Origin of the sequence: Solemya pervernicosa gill symbiont (assembly GCF_002020875.1) — a bacterium.
In the GTDB taxonomy this organism is placed as follows: domain Bacteria; phylum Pseudomonadota; class Gammaproteobacteria.
Genome location: NZ_MPRL01000049.1, coordinates 1 through 21,329 on the forward strand (window position 1 = coordinate 1; position 21,329 = coordinate 21,329).

General features: G+C 57.0%; 17 protein-coding genes. 5 read left to right on the forward strand and 12 right to left on the reverse strand.

Annotation, left to right across the window (positions count from 1 at the left end; translation table 11 throughout):
- From BOW52_RS11110 to BOW52_RS11150, 9 genes are all read right to left on the reverse strand, one after another.
- Window positions 1-2,919, reverse strand: a 2,919-nt coding sequence (locus BOW52_RS11110) for a tetratricopeptide repeat protein (protein WP_078484149.1), incomplete at its 3' end; no start/stop codon positions are given.
- A complete protein-coding gene (locus BOW52_RS11115) occupies window positions 2,916-4,811 on the reverse strand; it encodes a tetratricopeptide repeat protein (RefSeq protein ID WP_078484150.1) in 1,896 nt (631 codons plus the stop codon). The genes BOW52_RS11115 and BOW52_RS11110, both read right to left, overlap by 4 nt.
- Before the next feature lie 21 nt (window positions 4,812-4,832).
- Window positions 4,833-5,360: an AraC family transcriptional regulator gene (locus BOW52_RS11120; protein ID WP_236725718.1), complete on the reverse strand. Its 528-nt coding sequence runs from the start codon at window positions 5,358-5,360 to the stop codon at window positions 4,833-4,835.
- A gap of 11 nt (window positions 5,361-5,371) precedes the next feature.
- A complete protein-coding gene (locus tag BOW52_RS11125; protein ID WP_236725719.1) occupies window positions 5,372-6,448 on the reverse strand; it encodes a DUF3570 domain-containing protein in 1,077 nt (358 codons plus the stop codon).
- 244 nt (window positions 6,449-6,692) lie between these two features.
- Window positions 6,693-6,893, reverse strand: coding sequence for a DUF4266 domain-containing protein (locus BOW52_RS11130; RefSeq protein WP_078484165.1), 201 nt, complete (start codon window positions 6,891-6,893; stop codon window positions 6,693-6,695).
- A 26-nt stretch (window positions 6,894-6,919) separates the two neighbouring features.
- On the reverse strand, window positions 6,920-7,444 hold the full coding sequence (locus tag BOW52_RS11135; RefSeq protein WP_408021569.1) for a TlpA disulfide reductase family protein: 525 nt from the start codon (window positions 7,442-7,444) through the stop codon (window positions 6,920-6,922).
- 14 nt (window positions 7,445-7,458) lie between these two features.
- Window positions 7,459-8,103 (reverse strand): outer membrane beta-barrel domain-containing protein, encoded by a 645-nt coding sequence (locus BOW52_RS11140; RefSeq protein WP_078484152.1) that lies wholly within the window; start codon window positions 8,101-8,103, stop codon window positions 7,459-7,461.
- Window positions 8,073-8,846 carry an SH3 domain-containing protein gene (locus BOW52_RS11145; protein WP_078484153.1) on the reverse strand — a complete coding sequence of 258 codons (774 nt, stop codon included), beginning with the start codon at window positions 8,844-8,846 and terminating at the stop codon, window positions 8,073-8,075. Before BOW52_RS11145 ends, BOW52_RS11140 begins: the two co-directional genes overlap by 31 nt.
- Entirely contained in the window at window positions 8,846-11,464 is a 2,619-nt protein-coding gene (locus tag BOW52_RS11150) for an HzsA-related protein (protein ID WP_172840315.1), read from the reverse strand. Before BOW52_RS11150 ends, BOW52_RS11145 begins: the two co-directional genes overlap by 1 nt.
- 289 nt (window positions 11,465-11,753) lie before the next feature.
- Here BOW52_RS11150 and BOW52_RS11155 point away from each other — a divergent pair, with 289 nt between their 5' ends.
- The 4 genes from BOW52_RS11155 to BOW52_RS11170 all read left to right on the forward strand — a co-directional run bounded on the left by BOW52_RS11155 (window position 11,754) and on the right by BOW52_RS11170 (window position 17,792).
- The gene (locus BOW52_RS11155; protein WP_078484154.1) at window positions 11,754-12,911 is read left to right on the forward strand and encodes a hypothetical protein; all 1,158 of its coding nucleotides are present in this window, start codon (window positions 11,754-11,756) and stop codon (window positions 12,909-12,911) included.
- Between the two features lie 7 nt (window positions 12,912-12,918).
- Complete coding sequence (locus BOW52_RS11160) at window positions 12,919-15,384, forward strand: LamG domain-containing protein (RefSeq protein ID WP_320416235.1); 2,466 nt, start codon at window positions 12,919-12,921, stop codon at window positions 15,382-15,384.
- A 26-nt stretch (window positions 15,385-15,410) separates the two neighbouring features.
- On the forward strand, window positions 15,411-17,009 hold the full coding sequence (locus BOW52_RS11165) for a general secretion pathway protein GspF (RefSeq protein WP_078484155.1): 1,599 nt from the start codon (window positions 15,411-15,413) through the stop codon (window positions 17,007-17,009).
- A gap of 114 nt (window positions 17,010-17,123) precedes the next feature.
- Window positions 17,124-17,792 (forward strand): LOG family protein, encoded by a 669-nt coding sequence (locus BOW52_RS11170; protein ID WP_174673186.1) that lies wholly within the window; start codon window positions 17,124-17,126, stop codon window positions 17,790-17,792.
- A 48-nt stretch (window positions 17,793-17,840) separates the two neighbouring features.
- On the opposite strand, the gene BOW52_RS11175 is transcribed toward BOW52_RS11170, so the two are convergent.
- The 3 genes from BOW52_RS11175 to BOW52_RS11185 are packed head-to-tail and all read right to left on the reverse strand — an operon-like array spanning window position 17,841 to window position 20,339.
- Window positions 17,841-18,539, reverse strand: coding sequence for a response regulator transcription factor (locus tag BOW52_RS11175; RefSeq protein WP_078484156.1), 699 nt, complete (start codon window positions 18,537-18,539; stop codon window positions 17,841-17,843).
- Between the two features lie 41 nt (window positions 18,540-18,580).
- Complete coding sequence (locus tag BOW52_RS11180) at window positions 18,581-19,384, reverse strand: ATP-binding protein (protein ID WP_078484157.1); 804 nt, start codon at window positions 19,382-19,384, stop codon at window positions 18,581-18,583.
- On the reverse strand, window positions 19,341-20,339 hold the full coding sequence (locus BOW52_RS11185) for a 7TMR-DISM family protein (RefSeq protein WP_078484158.1): 999 nt from the start codon (window positions 20,337-20,339) through the stop codon (window positions 19,341-19,343). Before BOW52_RS11185 ends, BOW52_RS11180 begins: the two co-directional genes overlap by 44 nt.
- A 494-nt stretch (window positions 20,340-20,833) precedes the next feature.
- Here BOW52_RS11185 and BOW52_RS11190 point away from each other — a divergent pair, with 494 nt between their 5' ends.
- Window positions 20,834-21,295: a hypothetical protein gene (locus tag BOW52_RS11190; protein ID WP_078484159.1), complete on the forward strand. Its 462-nt coding sequence runs from the start codon at window positions 20,834-20,836 to the stop codon at window positions 21,293-21,295.
- Window positions 21,296-21,329 lie beyond the last annotated feature (34 nt).

Consider the following 21,329-nt stretch of genomic DNA (forward strand, 5'->3'; position numbering starts at 1 on the left):
TCGGGGCGCCGCAGGCATAAACGGTCGCGTTAAGTATTTGCCGCTTGCTTGGGCTTGGATGCCCAAAACATGCTTCCGCAAAAATAGCGACTCCCCGATCTCCTGTTTGGCGTAACGGACCGGCATCAATTCAGCCAGCACCTGCAGGCTTCTCTTTACGGCGTCGTCGTAGATATCGCTGTTGATGTGTTGCAGGTTGCTGGCGTGGATCGCAATCGCCTTCTCCTCGAAGGGGTAGGCCTGATCCTCGAGCAGAATCCCGTATTCCGCTAACTCATCGGCAGAGAGACCGACGGGCCGCTCAGAGTCGAGTAGTGATTGTGAAAAATCGCGGTAGAGCTCAGCCGTTCGGTAGGTCGACTCGGTGGTGACCTCGGCTACCCCATAACTGCTGGCGTGCTCCAGCGCCTTGATCGCCTGTTGCAGCCGCTGCTTTTTCAGTTTCAGGCTCTTTTTCAGTGGCCGTTTCAGGGCAACGGCCCGATAGCGATCTGTCTCATCTTCCAGCAGTACCAGTGATGCGGTGGCGGCGAGATAGATGCTGCGATCGTTACGGTCCTTACCAGCCGCCGCATCGCCACTGACGATCTGGCCACGCCAGTAGTCGGCACGTTTTTTATTGTGGCCCTTGTGATAGAGCTCAACCAGATGATGTCGTGCCTCCAGCGCCTGATCGTAAGGGGCTGGGAACTGCTTGATATAGACCTTGAAGCCGTCGATGGCACGCTGATGCCGCTCTGCCTTTAGAAACAGCTCGGCCGACTGCCACGCCGCCCGGCGCTGTAGTTCGGGGTCTTTGGCGCTCTGGGTGATGCGGTGAAACTCTTCGGCTGCCAGTTCACCACTATCGAGCTCCAGATAGATAACCGCCAGCTTCTGCGTGATCTCGTTCTGACGGTCATCCTTCGGATAGTCGCGACGTAGTGACTCAAGAATATCGGCAGCGCGTTGCCACTGCTTCATCGCCATCAGGGTGGCGGCGGCATCGTAGTGTGCGGTGGCGATATATTGTGAATCGGGTACCGATTTGGCAATCCGCAGGAAGTGATCGATCGCCGCACTCTGCTGTTTGTTGGCCAGTGCCTGTTCCGCCTGTTTGTAGATTGAGGCGGCGAGTCGTTCACGATTGCTGTGACGCTGATTGATCTCCTTTACCGGCAGGGTGAGCAGATGGCGATAGGCGGACTCGGCGGCGGCGTAGTCTGCGCGCTCGAAGTGGGCATCGGCGACGATGGTGGCCGCGCGCTGTTGTAGATCTCTGTCACTACTGGGTGTGTTGAGTATCTGCTGCGATGCTGCAATCGCCGCGCTGTAGTCGGCGCGTTGATAGAGCTGCGAGGCGCTTCGGGCGAGTACCTTCAGTGCCTCGGGGTGTTGTGGGAACTGCTGGGTAAAACGCCCAGCGCTTAACAGAGCCGTCTCTTCATGCACGGCTCGCTGCTCAGCAGTGAGGGTGTTGAGTAACTTCTCATGGCTGAGTACGGCGGCGTAGGCCGACTCAGCCGACTTCTCATGGGATGCGTAGTCGTAGGCGGTCTGCTCATAGGCGACCACAGCAGCGGCATAGTCACCCTGTTCGAACAGCAGCTCGGCCAACATGAAGTGGATTGCCGGGCTCTGTGGCTCGTCGGGAAAGGAGGTGAGGTAGAGGCGATACCAGCGGATTGCCTCGTTTACTGTCGCCTGCTGCTTTTTAGTGGATGCTTTTTTCTTTTTTAGCTGTTGTGCGCTGGCGTGATAGCTGCGGGCAAGATCGGTGAGGTGCTGTTTCAGTGCCGCGATCACCTCCGGGAAGTCCTCAACACGATGCCGCTGCCAGAACGCACCCTTGAGCGAGTGCTGTTCGACAAAACGTTTTCGCGCCTCCAGCGCCAGACTCGGAAAACGTGCCTTACGGTAGATATCGATGATCTTGAGCTGAAAATCGGGGCTGCGTGCATGGTTGGGGAAGTGGTCGACAAAGGCCTGGAAAACCCCCGCGGCATCGGAATAACGCTCCTTCTCCAGATGTAGCTCACCGAGGCCGCCGTAGAGCAGCTCGGCATAGGCCGTACTGTTACTGGCGTGGCTGCGTGCCTTGATCAGTGTATCGAGCTCATCGTGTCCACCGAGGTAGACCAGGCTCAGTGCGATGACCCGCAGTGTGTCATCAAGCATCTCACGCTCGGCACGCGCGACCGTTTTGAGTGAGAGGGCGTTGCCGCCGTTGCGGGCAACCGTGCGGTCGAGCAGTGAGAGCAGGGTGTCGAGCGCCTCGTTGTAGGCCGACTGTTTAAAGTGTGCCCAGCCCAGTTTGTAGAGGGCGCGCTCGTAGTAGAGCGAGTCAGAACCCCTCTGCACCACCTTGCGATAGGCCGACTCGGCACCGCTGTAGTCGCGCTGCACAAAGGCGTACTCGCCGCGACGAAACCACGCCTCGACGGCGTAAGGACTATCGGGGTGGCGTTCGACCAGCTCACCCATTGCCGTCAGCGCCTTGTCACCCTCACCAGACATCTCGTAGGCGCGGGCCAGCTGGTAGCGGACACGGTCGTTGCCGAGCAGATCGGGGTAGCGCTCTAGACGCTCGCGGTAGAGTGCAATCGCGGCGCTATGATCGCTGCTCCCGTTATCGACATCGCGTTCCAGCTGCAGGTCGGCGATACGACGCATCGCCTCCGGGCGTAGCGGCTCCGCAGGGGTTGGATCGAGCAGGGCGCGGTAGTGTTCAGCGGCGCGCGCTCGGTCCTGACTAACGCTCGTCTCGCTGGCCGGTTCGAGGGTGGCGATCTCCACTGCTTGATCACGACGCAGATCACCAATAGTTCGCTGCGGTGCCTCACTCTCCTTATCGCCTCGTCTCTCTCCCATCAGGGCGCAGCCATCCAGTAGTGGTAGCAGCAGGGTGGTGCTCAGCAGCAGGAGCGGATATCGGGTCATGGTGCTGAAACCTCGTTTTGAACAGCAGGTTGTGGTTTGAGTGGAATCGGTTCGGCACGGTCGTAGAGCTGGGCCAGGGCGTAACGCGCCTGGACCTGATACTGGGCGAGACGTTCACGTGACTGCTGCAGGGTATTCATGACCAACTGCTGAAGCGCCTCTTTTTGTGCCAGATGATTCTCTTCAACCCGTTGCTGAAGCTGACTGATGCGTGAGCGTTGCTCGTTGATGCGTAGCGCAAAACCCTGAAAACCTTTGGGCAACTCGATGAGTGCAGCGGTGATCTGCTGGCCTTGTGAGGCGATCTGATCGAGTGGCTGTTTGAGTGTTTTGAGCAGTTTTTGCGCCTGCCAGAGTCGCTCAGGGTAGGCCTGTTGTAACTGCCACTGCAGCAGGCCGCTGAAGATGCGCTGTTTGTGGTGCAGGTCGGTGAGCATGGCGGAGTGTGAACCATCCGCTTCGATCGGGAATCGATTGAGACGCCGCTTGATCGAAGCCAGCTTCGCCCGTTGTTGCTGCTCCTCCAGAGTGGCGAGCGCCTCACTTTGACTGGACTGCTCGATCGTAGCGAGTTGTTGCTGCAGCGCTTCATAACGCGCATGCAGCTGCGTTATCCGCGTTGCATTGATCTCTCTCTGAGCGCGTGGCGCCTCTCTTTCATAACGCTGTTGGCGTGTCTCCAGCATCTGTTTATAGACAGGTAACTGCGCCTGCCAGCGTTCGAGTTTGTATTTTAAAAAGTCGAGATCACGCAGGTTTTTCAGACCCTCCTGAAAAGGGTGTGCCGCCATCACCCCCGGTATCAATAGAGATAACATCGGATCTTTGTCGGGGCTGGCAAAGGGATCGATACCCTCATGCTGAATGCGCGTCAGGGTAGCGCTGAGCTCATCGCTTGCAGCCTGATAGGCATTGATGGCGTGCTGATAGGCGCTGGCTGCCTCACGTTGTGCACCGAGTTTGAGATAGGTCTGCGGCAATGTGAGTAGTGACTCCTGCACCGCTGGGTCGACCGGATTGCGCTGGCTGAGTAGCGTCCAGGGTGTTATTGAGTCGCGATAATCTTGCAGCTGATGATCGGCCCAGCCAGCAGCGAGCAGGGCACGATTACCGTAGGGTCCATCGAGACGTATACGATCGAGTGCCCGGTTGGCGGCATCGGGACTGCTCGCCGCCAGATGTTGCAGGGCCAGGGTCAGATTGGAACGATCACGCAGTGCATGTTGCTCTTCCCCCTTTGCCTTGCGTTCACCCATTCTGGTGAGAAGCTCAAGCGCCTCAGCGGTTTGACCCGAGAGCAGCTGTGCGACGGCCAGGTTGTAGTCGCTATAACGCGCCTGTTTTATTACCGCTTTGTCGCGCTTTTTTTTCTCTGTCTTTTGCGTTTTTTTGCCCTGCTGCAACACGAACACCGCCTCATCGGCGCGCCCTTGCTGTAGCAGTAGCTGTCCAATCATGGCCTGTTTCTGATAGAGCCGATGTTTGCCCGCGTCGAGCCGTTGCAGATTGTTCAGCGCGGCCTCTGGGTAGGCGCGACGCTGCTGGAGTCGGGCGAGTTGGTACCAGGCACGATCACCGGTGATGTTCTCGACCTGCGACTCGAACTCGGCCTGGGCACGTTGGTGCATGCCGTAACTCAGCTGTATACCAGCCAGCAGCAGATCGGCCTCGGTCTGTTTGTCACCTAACTGTTGCTGTCGATCGGCAACCATCAGATGGGTGGCGGCGGTGAAGGGGTGTTGCTGGTAGTAGTGGAACAGCGATTCGCGGTAGATCAGTTCGGAGACCTTCTCACTCACCGCCGCTACCGGACCGGGCAGCAGCGCGAGTGTGAGCAACCAGCCGGACAGGGTGTGAGTGATCGTGGTTCGAAGTGGTGTTGGGTTCATCATCGCGGTCTCAGCGTCAGCTGTTTACTCCCACTCACGCACGATGAAGTCGGGCTGCTGCTTGCCGGCGTTATCGCTGATCTGTAGCTCGAGATACTTTGGCCCAAGCCCCTTGTCGATCTTCAGTGTAGTGCCGCGTTTGTAGTCGCGTTGATGCGGACCCTTACCGGTGAGCAGCGCCACGATCTCATGCTCGCCACTCTTTAGATTACCGAGATAGAGCCGCTGTACGCCGCCACGCTGCAGTGCCTCCACCTCTGCCTTGGTGTAGAGGTATTTGGTGACCGACTTGTCGTCGATCTTCAGCTCCACCGAATCGAGGGCGAAGAATTTGCCGAGATCAAAGGAGAGGAAGACGCTGACCTGAGTGTTGGAGGGGAAGAGCAACTCCTCTTCAAGAATGAAGAGGTCGCGATTGAGTTTCAGCACCTCGCTTTTTAGATCACGCAGTTGCTTATCGAGCGTCTGAGCGGGTGGTGCGGGTTCGGCGCCCCGGCTCAGAGGCAGGTAGAGCAGGGTGGCGATGAGAATCAGGGGTAGGAATCTATTCATAGTGTGCTCTCTCAGAACCAGATCGATAGGTAGAGTTGGGTGACGTGGGCGCCGAAGCTATAGAGCGGTTCCTCACCGGGCAGATGGCCGGTGGCGGTCAGGTCACGATAGTCGGCGTAGTCGAACAGGATGTACTCGTAGGCGAGGTTGAGGCTGCCGCGCTCGATAAAGTCGAGCCGTTGCCAGCGATCACCGTTGAACTCGTAGCTGACCGTTGCACCGAAGCTGTTGCTGTCGAAGCTGCTCAGCTCCTTGTCACGGGCGAGAAAGTTCTGCGCATCCGGATAGGGGAAGAGGTCGCTATAGAAGTCGGCGTGCTGCTGGGTGTGGTGGCGGTATTTCAGATCGAACAGCCACGCCTCCTGCCACGGATGGCTGTAGCCGACTTCAAAGCTGTGAGCATTGATCCCCCAGCTGTCGGTAAAGAAGCGGTACTCACCGTGAAGCGCGGCGCGGTAGGGGAGGTAGTAGGCGCTACGAATAGCCGCGGCGTGACTGGTGCGCGTGGCGGGGTAGACCTCCTCCTGACGACCGACACTGTTATCGGGATTGAGATAGCGCACGGTACGGTAGGGGTTGTTGAGGTAACCCTCATCGGTAATGGTCTCAAACTGCAGATTCAGCACCAGATCCTTGCTCACCACCTGGGTCAGACCGAGTCGGTAGTTCTGCCGATCGATCTGCTTGGGGGTAAAGAGCGCGTCGTAGTTACGACTCACCTCATCCTGACCGATGGCATAGCCCATCGAGACGGTGGTCAGGCCACTGAACATATCGGTGCTGATACCAAAATTGGCCGAATTGGCGATGTAGTCGTTCTCCTCGCTGTTGGTAACGGCAAGGCTCAGGGTGGTGTTGTGGTGCAGATAGGAGGCGCCGAGCGAGAACTTGGTACGCTCCTCGCTATAGGGGCTGGCGTTGGTCACTACATCGATCGAGGCGCTGCTGATGGTATCGACGTAGTAGTTGCCGCTGACGGCGACACTCTCACCAAACTTCTTCAGCACCAGCACCGAGGGACCGCTCACCTCGACACCACCACCGTCGTAGCTGTGGTAGAGAACGTCGGCACGGTCTTCGGGCAGCACGCCACCATGAGAAATTATTGGATTTAACAGAGTGAGTGTCGAAAAGAGTAGCCATGGAACAATGTTGCAGAACGTCCGCTGATGAGTGCGAGACAAGGCGGTAATCGAATCGTCAGCGCACGACTGCATGGATGCAGGAGGTAGAGCAGCGCAGGGAGCAGTTGCCGAGTTTACAGATGCGTAAATGCACATTGCGATGCGATTGGCAACACCGTATCGCGCCATCAGAGGGCGTTCCATAAGATTAGTTACAGCCACAGCCACCTCCTGCCCCACCTTCGGCCCCACGTGCACCTTCGCGCGCCTGATAGACGTGGTGGCTATAGGCGGAGGAGACCGGGTCGCGGTCGAAGCTCATGATCGGATCGGCCAGATGACTGCGCTCGTAGGGTTTGACCCACGGTTCGATGTTGCTGCAGCCGCTCAGGGACAGCACGATCAGCATGGGTGTGAGCAGGCGTGACAACACGGCTACTCGGCGACCAGGGTGCGGATCTGCTGCTGATACTCCGCCTCAAGGCCGGGCTGGTAGCCAAGATGGGTAAAGCGGATCTTGCCGTCGCGATCGACCATCACGGTGCTCGGCATAGCGGCGACCTGATAGCCCTGGCTGACGCTGTTCTCGCTATCAAAAAGGATCGGAAAGCTAACCGGCTGCTCCTTGAGCCACTTGATCGCGGCACTCGAATCGCTATCGACGTTAATACCGAGCACGGTGAATCCGAGCTTCTCATAGCGCTGGTGTAACGCATCGATCAGCGGCATCTCCTGACGACAGGGGGCGCACCAGGAGGCCCAGAAGTTGATCATCACCACGTTGCCGCGATACTCGCTCAGCTTGAGGTTCTCGCCGCTACTACTCTTGAGAGTGAAGTCGGGGGCGGGTGTATCGGTTGCCAGCTGGGCGGCGTTGGCACCTGCGGCCATCAGGCTCATCAGTAGCAGCGTGGTGGGTACCGTTTTAAAACGCGAGGCCCGTTTAATGGCTCTATCCATACTGTTCACTCCTCCTAAAAGAGCACGCTGAAACCAGCGTGCAGTTCGATGTTGTTGGTGATCTTCTTTTCACCGAGCAGATCGGTGGAGAAGAGGTGGTCGCGTACATCGACGTGCAAGGCGAGCCCGTCAATAGGCAGCAGTCGGTAACCGGCACCGGCGTTAAGGCTGAAGCGGGTATCGTCAGCAAACTGCACTGCACCGATGCCGGCGTTGATATAGAGCGCCGAGTTAAAGGCGTGGTTTGAACCGATAAAGCTCTCACCGGGCAGCAGGTTGTATCCGAGTGAGAGGGCGCCGTAGCGAAACATGCGCTCATCGCCGCTGAGTAGTTCGGCGCCGCCGCTGAGTGTCTCGTAGCTGGTCTTCTCTGTTTCGGTCTGACCGATCGCTGCCTCGACAAAGAGATCTTCGGTAATCAGATAGTCGAGACGCAGCCCGTAGACGAGGTTGGAGCCGAAGTCCTCCACGCTCATCACCCCGGCGTAGAGACCAACGGCAAAATCCTCGGTGTCGATCACAGCCAATTCGATCTCGCTACGCTGCACCTCGGGTTGAATAACCGCCTCGCTATGGATCACCGGCTGTGGCGTCTCCGCCAGTGCCGATGTGCAGGCGAGCAGTGTGGCTAGAAGAAAAATGCGATGCCGGCTTTCCATTCGTCGATCTCCTCGTTCTCGTCACGCGAGCTAAACAGGGTGTGGTGGCGGTACTCGGCACGCAGTAGAAAGCGCCGTGTCAGATAGGCCCTCAGGCCGATGCCAGCGAAGGCGGTCGGGTCAACGCGATCCTCCGACTGCACCAGGGTGGTTCTTGGATTGGTATTGATCACCCCAGTACCGAGGGTGAAGAAGGGGGTGTAGCGCCACTCCGTAAACGGCTGTGCCGCTAGATTTAGGGTGGCGTGTTGTGAGTCGGAGTAGCTGCCGAGTATCTGTGACAGACCAACCTCGGCGGCGAGGTTGGCGTTGAAGCTGTAGGCGGCATAGACGGCGATCAGATTGGCACCACTGAAGTCGCCACCGAGCATGCCCATCTCCCAGCGTCGGCTGGAGAAGTCGCCGATACCGGGCTCGGCGATATCGACCACCTCGCCGTTGTGGTTCAGCGTCAACGCCATCGCCGCGTGTTTGACCCAACCGGTTTGCTGCTGGATCTCGTGGCTGCGTTGGGTACGTACCTGATACCAGTCGGTGCGGCGCTTGAGTACCGTCAGCCACTCGCCGCGGGCGGCGACGTGAAACACCGGATAGCCTCGGCCGGGTCCGGTGTGCAGTTCAATGTAGGGTTCGGCGATCTGCACCTCGGCAAACTCTTCAGCACAGGCTGCTGAGCTGAAGAGCAGCAGTGTGATGAGTAGCTTCAGTGAGCTATTGAGCACGCCCTGTGGCTGATTGCCCATCAATCCACCGGTACGTCAAAGGGGTTGTTGTAGTACTGCGCGCCGATATCGAGCCACTCGGCGATCAGTTTCAGCTCAGCGGGGGTGAGAAACCCTTCATGGCTTGCACCCGTTGCAAAGGGTGCAAAAAAGCGTGGACTCGCAGCCGCGCCATTAACCGACATCACCGGGTTCTCGGTGATGTTGACCATTATTGGAATCGGATTGTCATCGATATCGAGGATCAGTGCGCCGCTGCCATCGGTCAAAAAGAGCGGATTGCCGCTACCGTCGGTTGCCTGTACCTGAATGTCCTGCAGCAGACCGGTATCGAGATCGATCTCCTGACGATTGTCGTTGAACAGCAGTTCACGATAGGCGGTGAGATGGTCCGGCTCCTGATCGGAGGCGGTGGCGCTGAGATCGAGCTGGGCATCGGGAGTCTGCAACTGATCCAGGGCATCTCGGGTGTTGTGGCAAAGGGTGCAGCTGTTCACACCGCGATCGAGATCCCACAGCGGTTGGATGTGGGCCTCGTAGTTGATCACGATGCGGCAGTTGGCGCTCCAGCTTGTCTGGCAGGCGTTTGAGACGGGGGCTGGGGTGGTCAGATCGATGTATTGAAAAACGAAGGAGGCATCGCGAGGGCGGCCAGCAGCGGCCTCGTCGGTCCAGAGGTCGTCGTAGAGGATATCGACACTGGGTGAGAGCGCGGCGCAGTCGCTCTGACAGCTGATGCGTGCGCGTGCCTGCGCCATCGTCTCACCGAAGTCGGCCCACAGCGTATTGACGCTGTTGGGGAAGGGTAGGCCGGTGGTAACTGCGCCGGGATTGATCGAGGCGGCTGCCTCGGGATGGCCGTGTGCCGCGCCACTGCTGTGGTCGTGACAGCCGTTACAGCTGAGGGTTTCGCCGGGGCGCAGCTGTAGCCAGTTCTGGTGGCGGGCGCCGATGCGCTTGCCCTCGGCATCGAGCAGGCTGATGGCGAGCGGTATGTTGGCCGGGAGTTTGATACGGATCGAACCGTCGGGTTCGATCGGCGCATAGGCGACGATCTCGCGCATCAGCTGAGCGCTGCTGCGTCCAAAGTCACTACCATCGAGATCGACCAGGTCGTCATCGGGCATGCTCACCGCCTTGATCACCCGCAGGAAACGGGCGGGGCGTTCTGCCGCTGTGCTCTGGGCCGGATCGGCGAGGGTGGTGATATCGGGTGTGGCGCTATCGACGCCATCGATGTCGTAGACGCTACGTATATCGAGCAGTCCGACACCCTCATCAGCCAGCAGTGCATCGATGCCCTCATCGTCGTAGAGCACCTGTGGCAGGTCGCGCGGTTGTGCCACCACCACCTCATCGAATATCACCCCCTCAACAGGCAGTACTACCGGCTGCTGGGTGTCATCACTCATGTCGTAGATAAAGAGGCCGTAGAGCGGCGGAGCGGTGACCACATCGGGATCGGCCAACGCCGCCTCACTGCAGGGACCGATGGTGGTGCCCTCAAGCAGTCGGCAGGGGCTCCAGCTCACCAGTAGTCGTTCGGTGCCGTCATCAAGCGGGTAGGCACTGCGAAAGCGACCGCCGGGGGAGGGGCCGCTGAGGGTGCTGACCGAATTGATGGTGGCGGGGGTCTGCGCCGGACCGCTCAGTACACCCATGTTGGCCGCGGTCGGTCCGCTGTTGTCGATGTAGTTGAGGGTATCGATCACGATCAGCGCACCGCCATCCTCGGTGTCGTTGAAGGGGCGGATAAGGCTCAACAGACGGCCATCGGGCATCTCACGCGGCCGCATGAACTGCACCGTGGTGTCGTCGGTGCCGGTGTTATGACTATGCGCTCCGTAGTGGAGCTGCAGCTGGCCACCGTCAGGACGCATGGTGTAGAGGCTGATGGCGTTGCGCCCGCCCATGTTGTCCCAGCGGCTGAAGAGTACCTTGCCGCTGCTGAGCAGGGTCGGGTCGAGATCGTGACTCGGATTGAATGAGACCTGATGGATATCGCTGCCGTCACTGTTCATCACGTGCAGCATGGCGGCGTATTCGCGCCGATCCTCATCTTCTGCGGTGAACTGAGGTTTACCCTCATCGACCAACACCGCCTTGGCCTGCTGCTGACGGGTGGAGGAGAAGATGATGCGTCCATCGGGCAGATAGTGGGGGGCGAGATCCTGACCGCCCTCAGCGGTTAGATCATCGGCGATGATGCGCTGCAGGATGCCGCTATCGATCTCATATTCCCAGATATTCCAGGTCGGCTGATCCTCCGGATCGGCACCCTCGATGTCGGGTTTACGTAGAGAGAAGAGCAGGCGATCACCGTCGAAAGAACTCTCGACATCACGCACATCTCCCAATCCCTCGGTCTCTATCAGGGTGATGTTGGATTCGGCGGCGCTGGGTGAGGCGAGATCGCGCAGATAGAGATCGCCACCTTCGATAAATCCGAGCCGCTGTCGCAGGTCTTCGCTCTCGGTAATGGGACGTTTGACATAGGCGATGGCGAAGTCCTGCACCACCGGGTCGGGTGACTGCTCAGTGGCAGGTGCCAGGCATGCGGAGGTGCTAACAGTTAATAGAACGACTGTGATCGCTCTGCTGACTATTTCGCTCCATGATCTTGTTATATCTATATACATAGCGTTTGACGCATCTAAGCAGTCCGCTCTCTTTTTAATTTCTGCGAGCCCATTATTGGCCGTAGAGATTTTTCACTCTGAGAACCGCTTCACAAAAGTTGTGGACCTGCTGCGCAGAAAACGCGCTTCGATCCGGGCAAAGTGCTCTCAAGCCTGGGAGATATATACCCAGTGAAAAGAAGCGTGAATAAAAGAAATTAATTAATTCGGGGGCGGTGTGATGCAGGCAATAACTAAATTTTCCGATTTAATTAAACGCCACGACCCATGGTTGCGGCTGATCGTATGTATGGTGCTTTTTTATGGGGCGGTCAGTGCGCAGGCGGGACCACGTGAACAGGCGAAACGATTGCACGACCGCATCGCCGGTGTACCATCGAGTAATGGTGAACTCGATATCCTGGCCGATCTTATCGATGGCTCTCAGCCCGGTACGGTGGAGGATGCTGCCTACCGGGTGATGGACCACCCCGATTTCTATAACGTCACGCTGAAAAATATGGTCACCCCCTGGACCAACGAGGCGCAGACACCCTTTGCACCACTTAACGACTACACCGCCACGGTGATCGGCATGGTGCGTGACGATGTGCCGTTCAATACGCTGCTCTCGGCCGATCTGCTCTATGTGGTCGATGACGCACAGGGACTGCCTGCCTATGCAATGAATAGCAACGCCCACTATCAGTCAGCGGAGAATCAGGGTATCGATCTGCAGGCCCATCTGGTTCAGCGACAGCAGTCACTGCTCACCGATCTGCCAGCCGGTGCCACGGCGGGGGTGATAACTACCCGTGCGTCGGCCGAGGCATTTTTTGTCGCCGGTACCAATCGCGCCATGTTGCGTTTCACTCTGATGAACCACCTCTGTAGCGATCTTGAACCGCTCAAGGACACCACCCTTAGCCCCGACCGTATTCGTCAGGATGTCTCACGCAGCCCCGGCGGCGACAGTCGTATCTTTCTCAACAGCTGTATCGGCTGCCACACCGGTATGGATCCGCTGGCGCAGGCCTACGCCTACTACGACTACGACAGCAGTGCGGCGCGTCTGGTCTACAACGACATCGGCACCATCGATGCCGAGAGCGGTAGCCGGGTGCAGGGCAAATATCTGATCAACGCTGATAACTTCGCGCCGGGTTTCGTCACTCCCGATGATCGCTGGGACAACTACTGGCGACGCGGCATCAACAGCCATCTCGGTTGGGATGGTGGGTTATCGGGTGGCGGTTACGGGGCAAAGTCGATGGGTCAGGAGTTGGGCAATAGTCAGGCCTTTGCCAGTTGTCAGGCGAAGAAGGTGTTTCGTTCCGTCTGTCTGCGCGATCCGGTCGATAGCGGTGATCGCAACCGGGTGGCGACGATGACCAGCGCCTTTATCAACGACGGCTACCGCTTCAAACGGCTCTTTGCCGAAGCGGGCAGCTACTGTATGGGTGATTGAGGGAGCGATGATGATGCGACTGATAAGAGTCAAACAGATCCAATCGTTGATGCTGCTACTGGCCGCAGCGCTACTCACAGCCTGTGGTGGTGAGGAGACAGTAAGCCTGCCGAATCTTAGCGGTGGTACGGTGGTTGCCGCCTATAGTGGCCCGGTTCCGACTACTGACGATGTGCAGTCGTTCAAGCTCAACGTCTGGGACTATCTGGTTGAAGCCGATCGCTGCGGTAACTGCCACAGCGATGGTGGCCAGTCGCCGCAGTTTGTGCGACAGGACAACATCAATCTCGCCTATGCGGTCGCCAACGGTATTGTCGATCTCGTTTCACCGGGGCAGTCGCGACTGGTGGAGAAGGTGGCGGCGGGTCACAACTGCTGGCTGGCAAGCGATACCGCCTGTGCCGATATTCTTACTACCTATATCGCCAACTGGGCCGGTGAGAGCGGCGGTGATGGGGGGCGGCAGATCGAGCTGCTCGCACCGATCGCCTACGATCCCGGTGCGAGCAAGCGTCTGCCGGAAGACTCCACACTCTTTGCCAGCTACGTACACCCATTGCTGAGCAGCTACTGTGCCGGATGTCATGCCGATGATTCGGCGACTCCACAGTCGCCCTTCTTTGCACAGGACGATATCGAGGCCGCCTACGATGCGGTCTCCACCAAGATCGATCTCGATAACCCCGCCAACGCTCGACTGGTACTGCGCCTGCGCAACGAGTTCCACAACTGTTGGGATGACTGTGACAGCAATGCCGATGAGATGGAGGCGGCGATCACCGCGATGAGCGACGGTGTGACCAGCACCGAGATCGACGCGCAACTGATCACCAGTAAGGCGCTGACACTCACCGACGGTATCGTCGCCAGCGGTGGCAATCGCCATGAGAGTGATCTGATCGCCCTCTATGAGTTCAAGACCGGACAGGGGAGTACCGCCTACGACACCAGCGGTATCGAACCGGTGATCGACCTCACCCTGAGCGGCAATGTGCAGTGGGTCGGGGGCTACGGTATTGAGTTTATTGACGGGCGTGCGCAGGGCACCACTGCCGATAGCCGCAAGCTGCGCGATCTGATTGCCGCCACCGGCGAGTACACGGTCGAGGCGTGGGTGGTCCCGGCTAATGTGACCCAGGAGGGACCGGCGCGCATCATCTCCTACTCCGGTAGCACTCAGCTGCGTAACTTCACTCTCGGTCAGACGCAGTACAATTACGACTTCATGCAGCGTATGCAGAGCAGCGATGCCAACGGTGAACCGGCGCTCTCCACGGCCGATGCCGATGAGGATCTACAGGCGACGCTGCAGCATGTGGTGGCGAGCTATGATCCGATCAATGGCCGACGTCTCTTTGTGAATGGCGCCTTTACCGGCGATACCGATCCAGCAGCCGCATCGAGTCTCGCCTCCTGGGACGACACCTTTGCACTGGTGATGGGCAGTGAAGTAGGTGGCAGTGACCGCTGGCAGGGCAAGCTGCGTCAGGTGGCAATCCACAATCGTGCACTGAATCTCGAACAGGTTGAGCAGAACTTCGCCGCTGGTGTCGGTGAGAAGTTCTACCTGCTGTTTGGTGTGAGCGATTGGGTCGATACACCGCAGAGCTACCTGATGTTCGAGGTGAGTCAGTTCGACAGCTACAGCTATCTGTTCGACAAGCCGACCTTTATCTCGCTCGATCCGACGGCCACACCCGATGGAATCGACATTCAGAGCATGCGTATCGGCATCAACGGGCGTCTGGCAGAGGTGGGGCAGGCCTACCGTTTCCTCGATACCCAGGTTACGACGGCTGAGTACGGCGCCAACGGACAACGCCTCTCGCCGCTCGGCACTATCATCGCGCTGGAGAAGGGGCCAGACGGTGATGAGTTCTTCCTCAGCTTCGATCGTCTCGGCAACCACGAACACGTCATGACCGAGGCCATTCCGCTGGCCCCACCGGTACCTGCCGATGGGGCGGCAGTGGCCGACATCGGTCTGCGTCACTTCGATGAGATCAACGCCACTATGGCAGCACTGACCCAGGTCGATCGTAACCAGACGGCGGTGAGAGCGACCTTCGAGACCATTAAGCAGCAATTGCCGACGGTGGAGAGTATTGAAGGTTTCCTCTCCGCCCAGCAGATGGCAATCGCCCAGCTCTCAATCGAGTGCTGCAATGCCCTGGTTGACGATGCGACGCTGCGCAGTGGGCTCTTCCCAGACTTCAACTTCAACCAGAGCCACACAGTGGCGTTCGACAGCCAGCTCGAACTGGACCAGGTCACGTTACCGCTGGTCGATACCCTGCTAGGCAATACGCTGCTGAGCCAGCCCGATAGCGCCACGGTGGTGAGTGAACTCGAATCGCTGATCGATGCACTCGATGACAGCTGCAGCAACGACTGTGGTGTCGAGCGCACCCATACCGTGGTGAAAGCCGCCTGTGCCGCCACCCTGGGTGGCGCAACGATGTTGATCCAGTAGCCGTCAGGCAGAGAGAGGAACCGGATATGCCACTGTTTAAAAAACTGCCCAAGGCGCAGCCGCTCGATAGACCGCTCTACCATGCGGACCATAAACGTCCGGTCACTCGCCGCGATTTTCTCGCCCAGGGGTTCAGGGCGGGGGCTGGGATCACGCTCGGCAGTTCACTGTTAGGATTACTGGGGTTACCCCGACTGGCCAGTGCAGCACTGGCACCCGACATGGCCGACCTGCGCGATAACCTCTGTGGTATTGCGGCACAGGGGGCGGGCAAGATCCCCTTCATCTGTTTCGATCTTGCAGGTGGCGCCAATATCGCTGGCTCCAATGTATTGATCGGCGGGCAGGGCGGACAGCTCGATTTCATCTCCACTGCCGGTTACAGCAAGCTCGGTCTGCCGGGGGATATGATTCCGCCGCTGGCCGATACGGTAAATGGTGGTGACTTTACCGATAGTCGCTTTGGACTCTCCTTCCACAAACGCAGCGCGATGCTGCAGGGCATTATCGAACGGGCCGGGAGTCGGGCAGCCAATATCAACGGCGCGGTAATTCCGGCACGCTCCGATAACGATACCGGCAACAATCCACATAACCCGATGTACGGCATTAACCGCGCCGGGGCCGACGGTTCGCTGGTCACTCTGATCGGTTCACGTAGCTCCGACTCGGGTGGTAACAGCCTTGCACCGACGATGATGCTCAACCCAGAGGTGCGCCCAACCAAGGTCGATCGTCCCAGCGATGTGACCGGCATGGTCGATACCGGCGAGCTGATCAATATCCTCAACAAGGATGATGCGGTGAAGGTGATGGAGTCGATTGCACGCCTCAGCCAGGAGAAGCTCGGTGTGGTCGATACCCAACTGGCGAATGATGCTGTGATCAAGCAACTGGTGCGCTGCGGCTACATCAAGAGCGCCGATCTGGTCGATCGCTTCTCCGATCCATCCGCACTCAACCCCGAGGCCGATCCCGATATTGTCGGAGCCGGGGGCATCTTCAGTGTCGGTGAGTTCAACGGCGATAGTGAGTTTCGTAAGACCGCCTCGGTGATGAAGATGGTGATCGATGGCTACGCCGGGGCAGGCACCATCACCATGGGCGGTTACGACTATCATACCGGCGAGCGTGGTACCGGTGAGCGACGCGATCTGCGTGCAGGTCGCTGCATGGGTGCCTGTCTCGAGTATGCAGCACGCAAGGGAGTGCCGTTGATGATGTACGTCTTCAGTGACGGCTCAGTGGCCAGTAACGGCACCATCGACGATTCGGTTGACGGGGCAGGGAAGGGCGTTTGGACCGGCGACAACAGCTCCACCGCCGCCTCCTTCTTCCTCGTCTACAACCCCGGTAGTGCCCCAGTACTGCTCGGTGCATCACCCGAAGCGCAGGCGCGCCACCAACAGATCGGCTGGTTTCGCAACGACGCCTCGGTCGAGACAGCGGCTAGCCCTGCTGCAAATAACGTCAATCTTCTGGTCGAGACGGTAATCCTCAACTACCTCGCCCTGCACGGTGAACAGAACCAGTTCGCCAGCTACTTCCCTGGTCGCGGGTTGGGTAACGCGCAGCTGATGGATAGTCTGACTGCGTTCTCGCCCATTGTGACGGGAACGATCTAAGGAGGGCTAGTCTGTTCAGTGAAAGGGAGAGTTTCTAAAGCACGGTTCTGAGCTTGACACTCATACATGCCAACCGTAGTTTGACGAGCACGTTAAACATTGGGTGGTAGACAGGTGATAGAAGATCTCAAGATCAAGGGTGATGAATCCTGGCGCATGTTCAGGATTATTAGTGAATTCACCGAGGGCTTCGACAAGCTGGCAGATATCGGTTACGCGGTCTCCATGTTTGGTTCGGCTCGTCTGGCGCCGACTAACCCTTACTACGCTACAGCGGTCGAAATCTCACACCGTTTGGCAGAGAACGGTTTCTCTATTATTACCGGTGGTGGTCCCGGAATCATGGAGGCGGGGAACAAAGGGGCGGCTGAGGCCGATAAGGTCTCGGTTGGACTGAATATCGAGCTGCCCCACGAGCAGACACCCAATAAATATCAGAATAAATCGCTGGAGTATCGCTACTTCTTTGCCCGTAAGGTGATGTTCGTTAAATACTCGATGGGCTATGTCATTATGCCGGGTGGTTTTGGCACATTCGATGAGTTTTTCGAAGCGTTAACCCTGGTGCAGACCAACAAGATTTACCCGATACCGCTGGTCCTGTTTGGCAGCGACTACTGGCAAGGTCTGTTGGAGTGGCTGAAGGGACCGGTGCTGGAGATGGGGACGATCTCGGCCTCGGATTTCGACCTCTTCACACTGACCGATGATGTCGATGAAGTGATTGATGTCATGACCAAACATCGCAATTGGAAAATGAATGTGACTGAGGGGGACAACTAAGAGAAGCGAGCAGTAAGCCTCTCAAGTTGCGCTCGTCTTTGTCCAGATCTACGACTTGGGCAGTACGATCCTGTAGCCGGCCCCGTAGGTGTTTTGAATAAAAAAAGCATCCGGATTGTAGGATTTCTCCAACTTTCTTTTAAAGCGGGAGATGATCTGTACAACATTATTACCACTTGGATCGCGATTGCTATCAATGTCGAAGATCTGATCTGCGATGTGTGTAGCTGTGTAGTAACGATTTGGATGACGGCATAACAGCGCCAGTATCAGACGCTCGTTGTTACTGATTTTTACACCACTCCCGTTGTACTCAAGTTGTTGTTCAATGCTGTTCCAGCGGTAACCATCGCCTAACATTAGCGTGCTGCTGTCGATCAGGCGTTTGATGACACGCCTCAAGGTAGTATCGAGTTGCGGTTGCAGTATCGGCTTTACCAGGTAGGCGAAGAGCTGCAGGTTTACCGCACGTAGTAGTTTCTGCTGGTCGGCGTGGGCCGTCAGCATAATGATTGGTATCTCTTCATTACTCTCACGGATTGTCGCGGCAACCTGTAAACCGTTGGTATGTGGGATGGCGATATCGAGCAGCGCTACATCGGGCTGTTCACTGACATAGAGTTCCAGTGCGTCGCGCCCATTGTCTGTTACCACAACTCTGTTGAAGTAACGCTGCAGGATGGCCGTGAAGTTCTCTCTGACCACGGCATCATCCTCTACATAGAGAAGGGTTAGGTTGTTGTTCATAACCTGATCCTGAAGCGGGTGCCGCCATCAAGACTGATTGCCTAAATTGATCCCTGCATCTGCTCTTCAATAATATATTTTGAGAGGTATAGGCCGAGTCCGCGATCTTGCTGGTTCTGCTTGCTGCTATAGAACTCATCGAAGATATGGTTGAGATGTTTCTCTGCGATACCGCCGGCATTGTCTTCAACGTCAATGGTGATCTGCTCACGATCGCCATGACCGTTAATCACAATCGTTTTACTCTCAGAGGGTGAGCTCTCAAAGGCCTCTTTGGCATTGAGTATCAGATTGAGCAGGATGTGTAGTAGTTCGGTCTTCAGTACCGTTGGGTTATCGTTGAAGTAGAACTCGGTGCGAATCATGATGTTGGCCGATAACAGCTCATCTCTGGACATCGCAACGGCACGCTCTACGACCGCAGTGACATCGCTCCGATCAGCACTGTTACGCGTGCCGATAAACTGGCGAAACTCATCAAGTGTCTCGGAGAGGAAGGCGATCTTTTCATTGATTTGCCTCAGTGTCGGTTTGATCTCATCTTTGCTGATCTGTTTCTCATCCTCGAGCCGGTACTGCAGCCGCATGATAATGGCGCTAATGGCTGTGAGTGGCTGTTTCCACTGGTGTGAGACGGCACTGATCAACTCCCCCTGTTGTGCCTTGCGGTTCTTAAGCAGCAGTCCCTGACGTTTGCGTTGGATATCCGCCTCCAGCAGTTTGATGCGGTGTTGTAGCAGGTAGGAGAACATCAGCGCCTCAACCACCAGACCGATGCCAGAGGCGAAGAAGCCCGTACTGCTATAGGGCATAGCGCCGTAGAGCGTCAGGGTGGAGATGGTCATTCCGATGGCATAGGCAGTGTAGGCCGCGATAAATATCTTGATCAGTAGGATGATTCTGTCTGTAGAGCTTCACGCCAAGAATCAGCAGAGTAATAAACGAGCTGGTGAAGACCACGATGATCAGCTTGAAGCTCAGCAGAAGATCGACAGTGAGTGCTATTGCAACGATGAGCAGGGAGAGCGCGATCGTCGTCTTAAGCCATCGTTCAACCCAGCCACCAATAGTCTGGGTATCGAAGGTGTGTCGGACAAACAGCATCAGGAATAGTGGCACCATGATGGCGGTCAGATTGAACCAGTTGGTCAGCGATCCGTAGAGATTGAAGTTGTGGTAGATCGTGCCGTACATGTAGGAGAGGCCTATGGCGGCGTTGATCAGGTAGAGGCTGTAGAAGAGGTACTCCTTGCGCCAGCCGTAAAAGAAGAGGATCAGGTTGTAGATCGACAGGGTGAGGAGGATGACCAGAACGGTGTTAGCGGCGAGGTTTTTGTCGATCAGTGCCTGGCTGGCCTGTTTCGAGTCGTAGATGTCCCAGTCGATGATCTGGGTGGCTAGCGCGGTGGCTACCCGAATGTAGAGGATTCGAGACTCGTCCGCTTTCAGCTCGAATGGATAGACCAGCGTGCTGCCGGTGAGGTAGAGGTCACCGTTGGGTTGGTCTATCTGATAGTGGCGCTGGTCAATGCGCTCAGGCCCACTGTAGGCGTATATATCGATCTGACCGCTGAAGTAGGCGGAGTTGTTGTGCAGCTGAAGCAGTTGCGGCTCGAGGGAGTCGTTTGTGATGCTCATTCTCAGCCAGATGACCGGTATTTCGGCCGGTAGGCTGCTTTTGCTGGAGGTGGGAGTGAAACGACGATCGGTGACATCTTCAATCGTCAGCTCCTGATCCTCGTCGATTAGATACGCCATCGGGAAGTGGGTAATCTCGTCCGGTTGCTGAACGATATGCACGACTCGCTCTGCCCAGGCGCTTGGGGCAATGAGAAGAAGAAACCAGATTGCTACTTTTAGTTGTGTCACGAAAAGGGCGCTTGTAAACGATATCCGCTGTCGCAATGTGTCGACAGAGTGAAAAGAAGGGGTCTCATTAGATACTTTTTTGGGCCATAACTAAAGCGGTAAAAGTAGCTCTGAAATATAGGGCAAAAATGACAACGGTTGAGGTTGGCTGACACCCTAATCAAGACTATTGATGTTTCTGGTTTGTCACTTCTATCTGTCTGTTTGAATTCATAATTAAGAAATTGATGCAGTACCGCTGTGTAGGCATCTAATCCACCTCAGTATTAGCCGTTGGTCTGTCTGAAAGGGCTAAAGATTTTCCACTTCCTACCGCTAATTATCTAGCGAGTCATCGACTATCCAACCAGACATTTTTGCTTCCTGGCAGTTCATGTCGGGAACGACGCAACCTCTATTCAATAAGCTTTCGTAAGGAATCCTTAATGTTTGTTACTGCAGTTCACTCACAGATTTCACGGGCAGATTTCGGCCCGTTGTTGAGTGCGCTATTAGCTGCTTTGATGCTGTTGCTTGTCAGTAACCCATCTCAGGCACAACCGGGTGATTTGGATCAGGGGTTGCCGGGAACGATCGTATCAAAGGTCCAGCAGGGGGCAGGTAACTACTGGATTCAGTTGCACGCGGTCTCCAGAGGAGTCAATTTGCCGAGCCTGGGACGTATCGCTCAGCATAAGAAGAGGGTGATCCATCAGGGGCAGGATGGTGTGACGCGTGTTCTGATCGGCCCCTATCAGCACTACCCTGAGGTCCGGGCGGAACAGCGGGCACTGCAAAACAGCGGTGTGTCGATGGGCTTTCTCCGCTTTACCACAATGACCTCTCAGTACGACTCCATCGCCAGAGAGAGTGCCAGGTCACTCCCGGGCGCTGACCGCCATGGATAGCGAAGCGAAGGCGGTTAGTCCGCGATAGTCGACG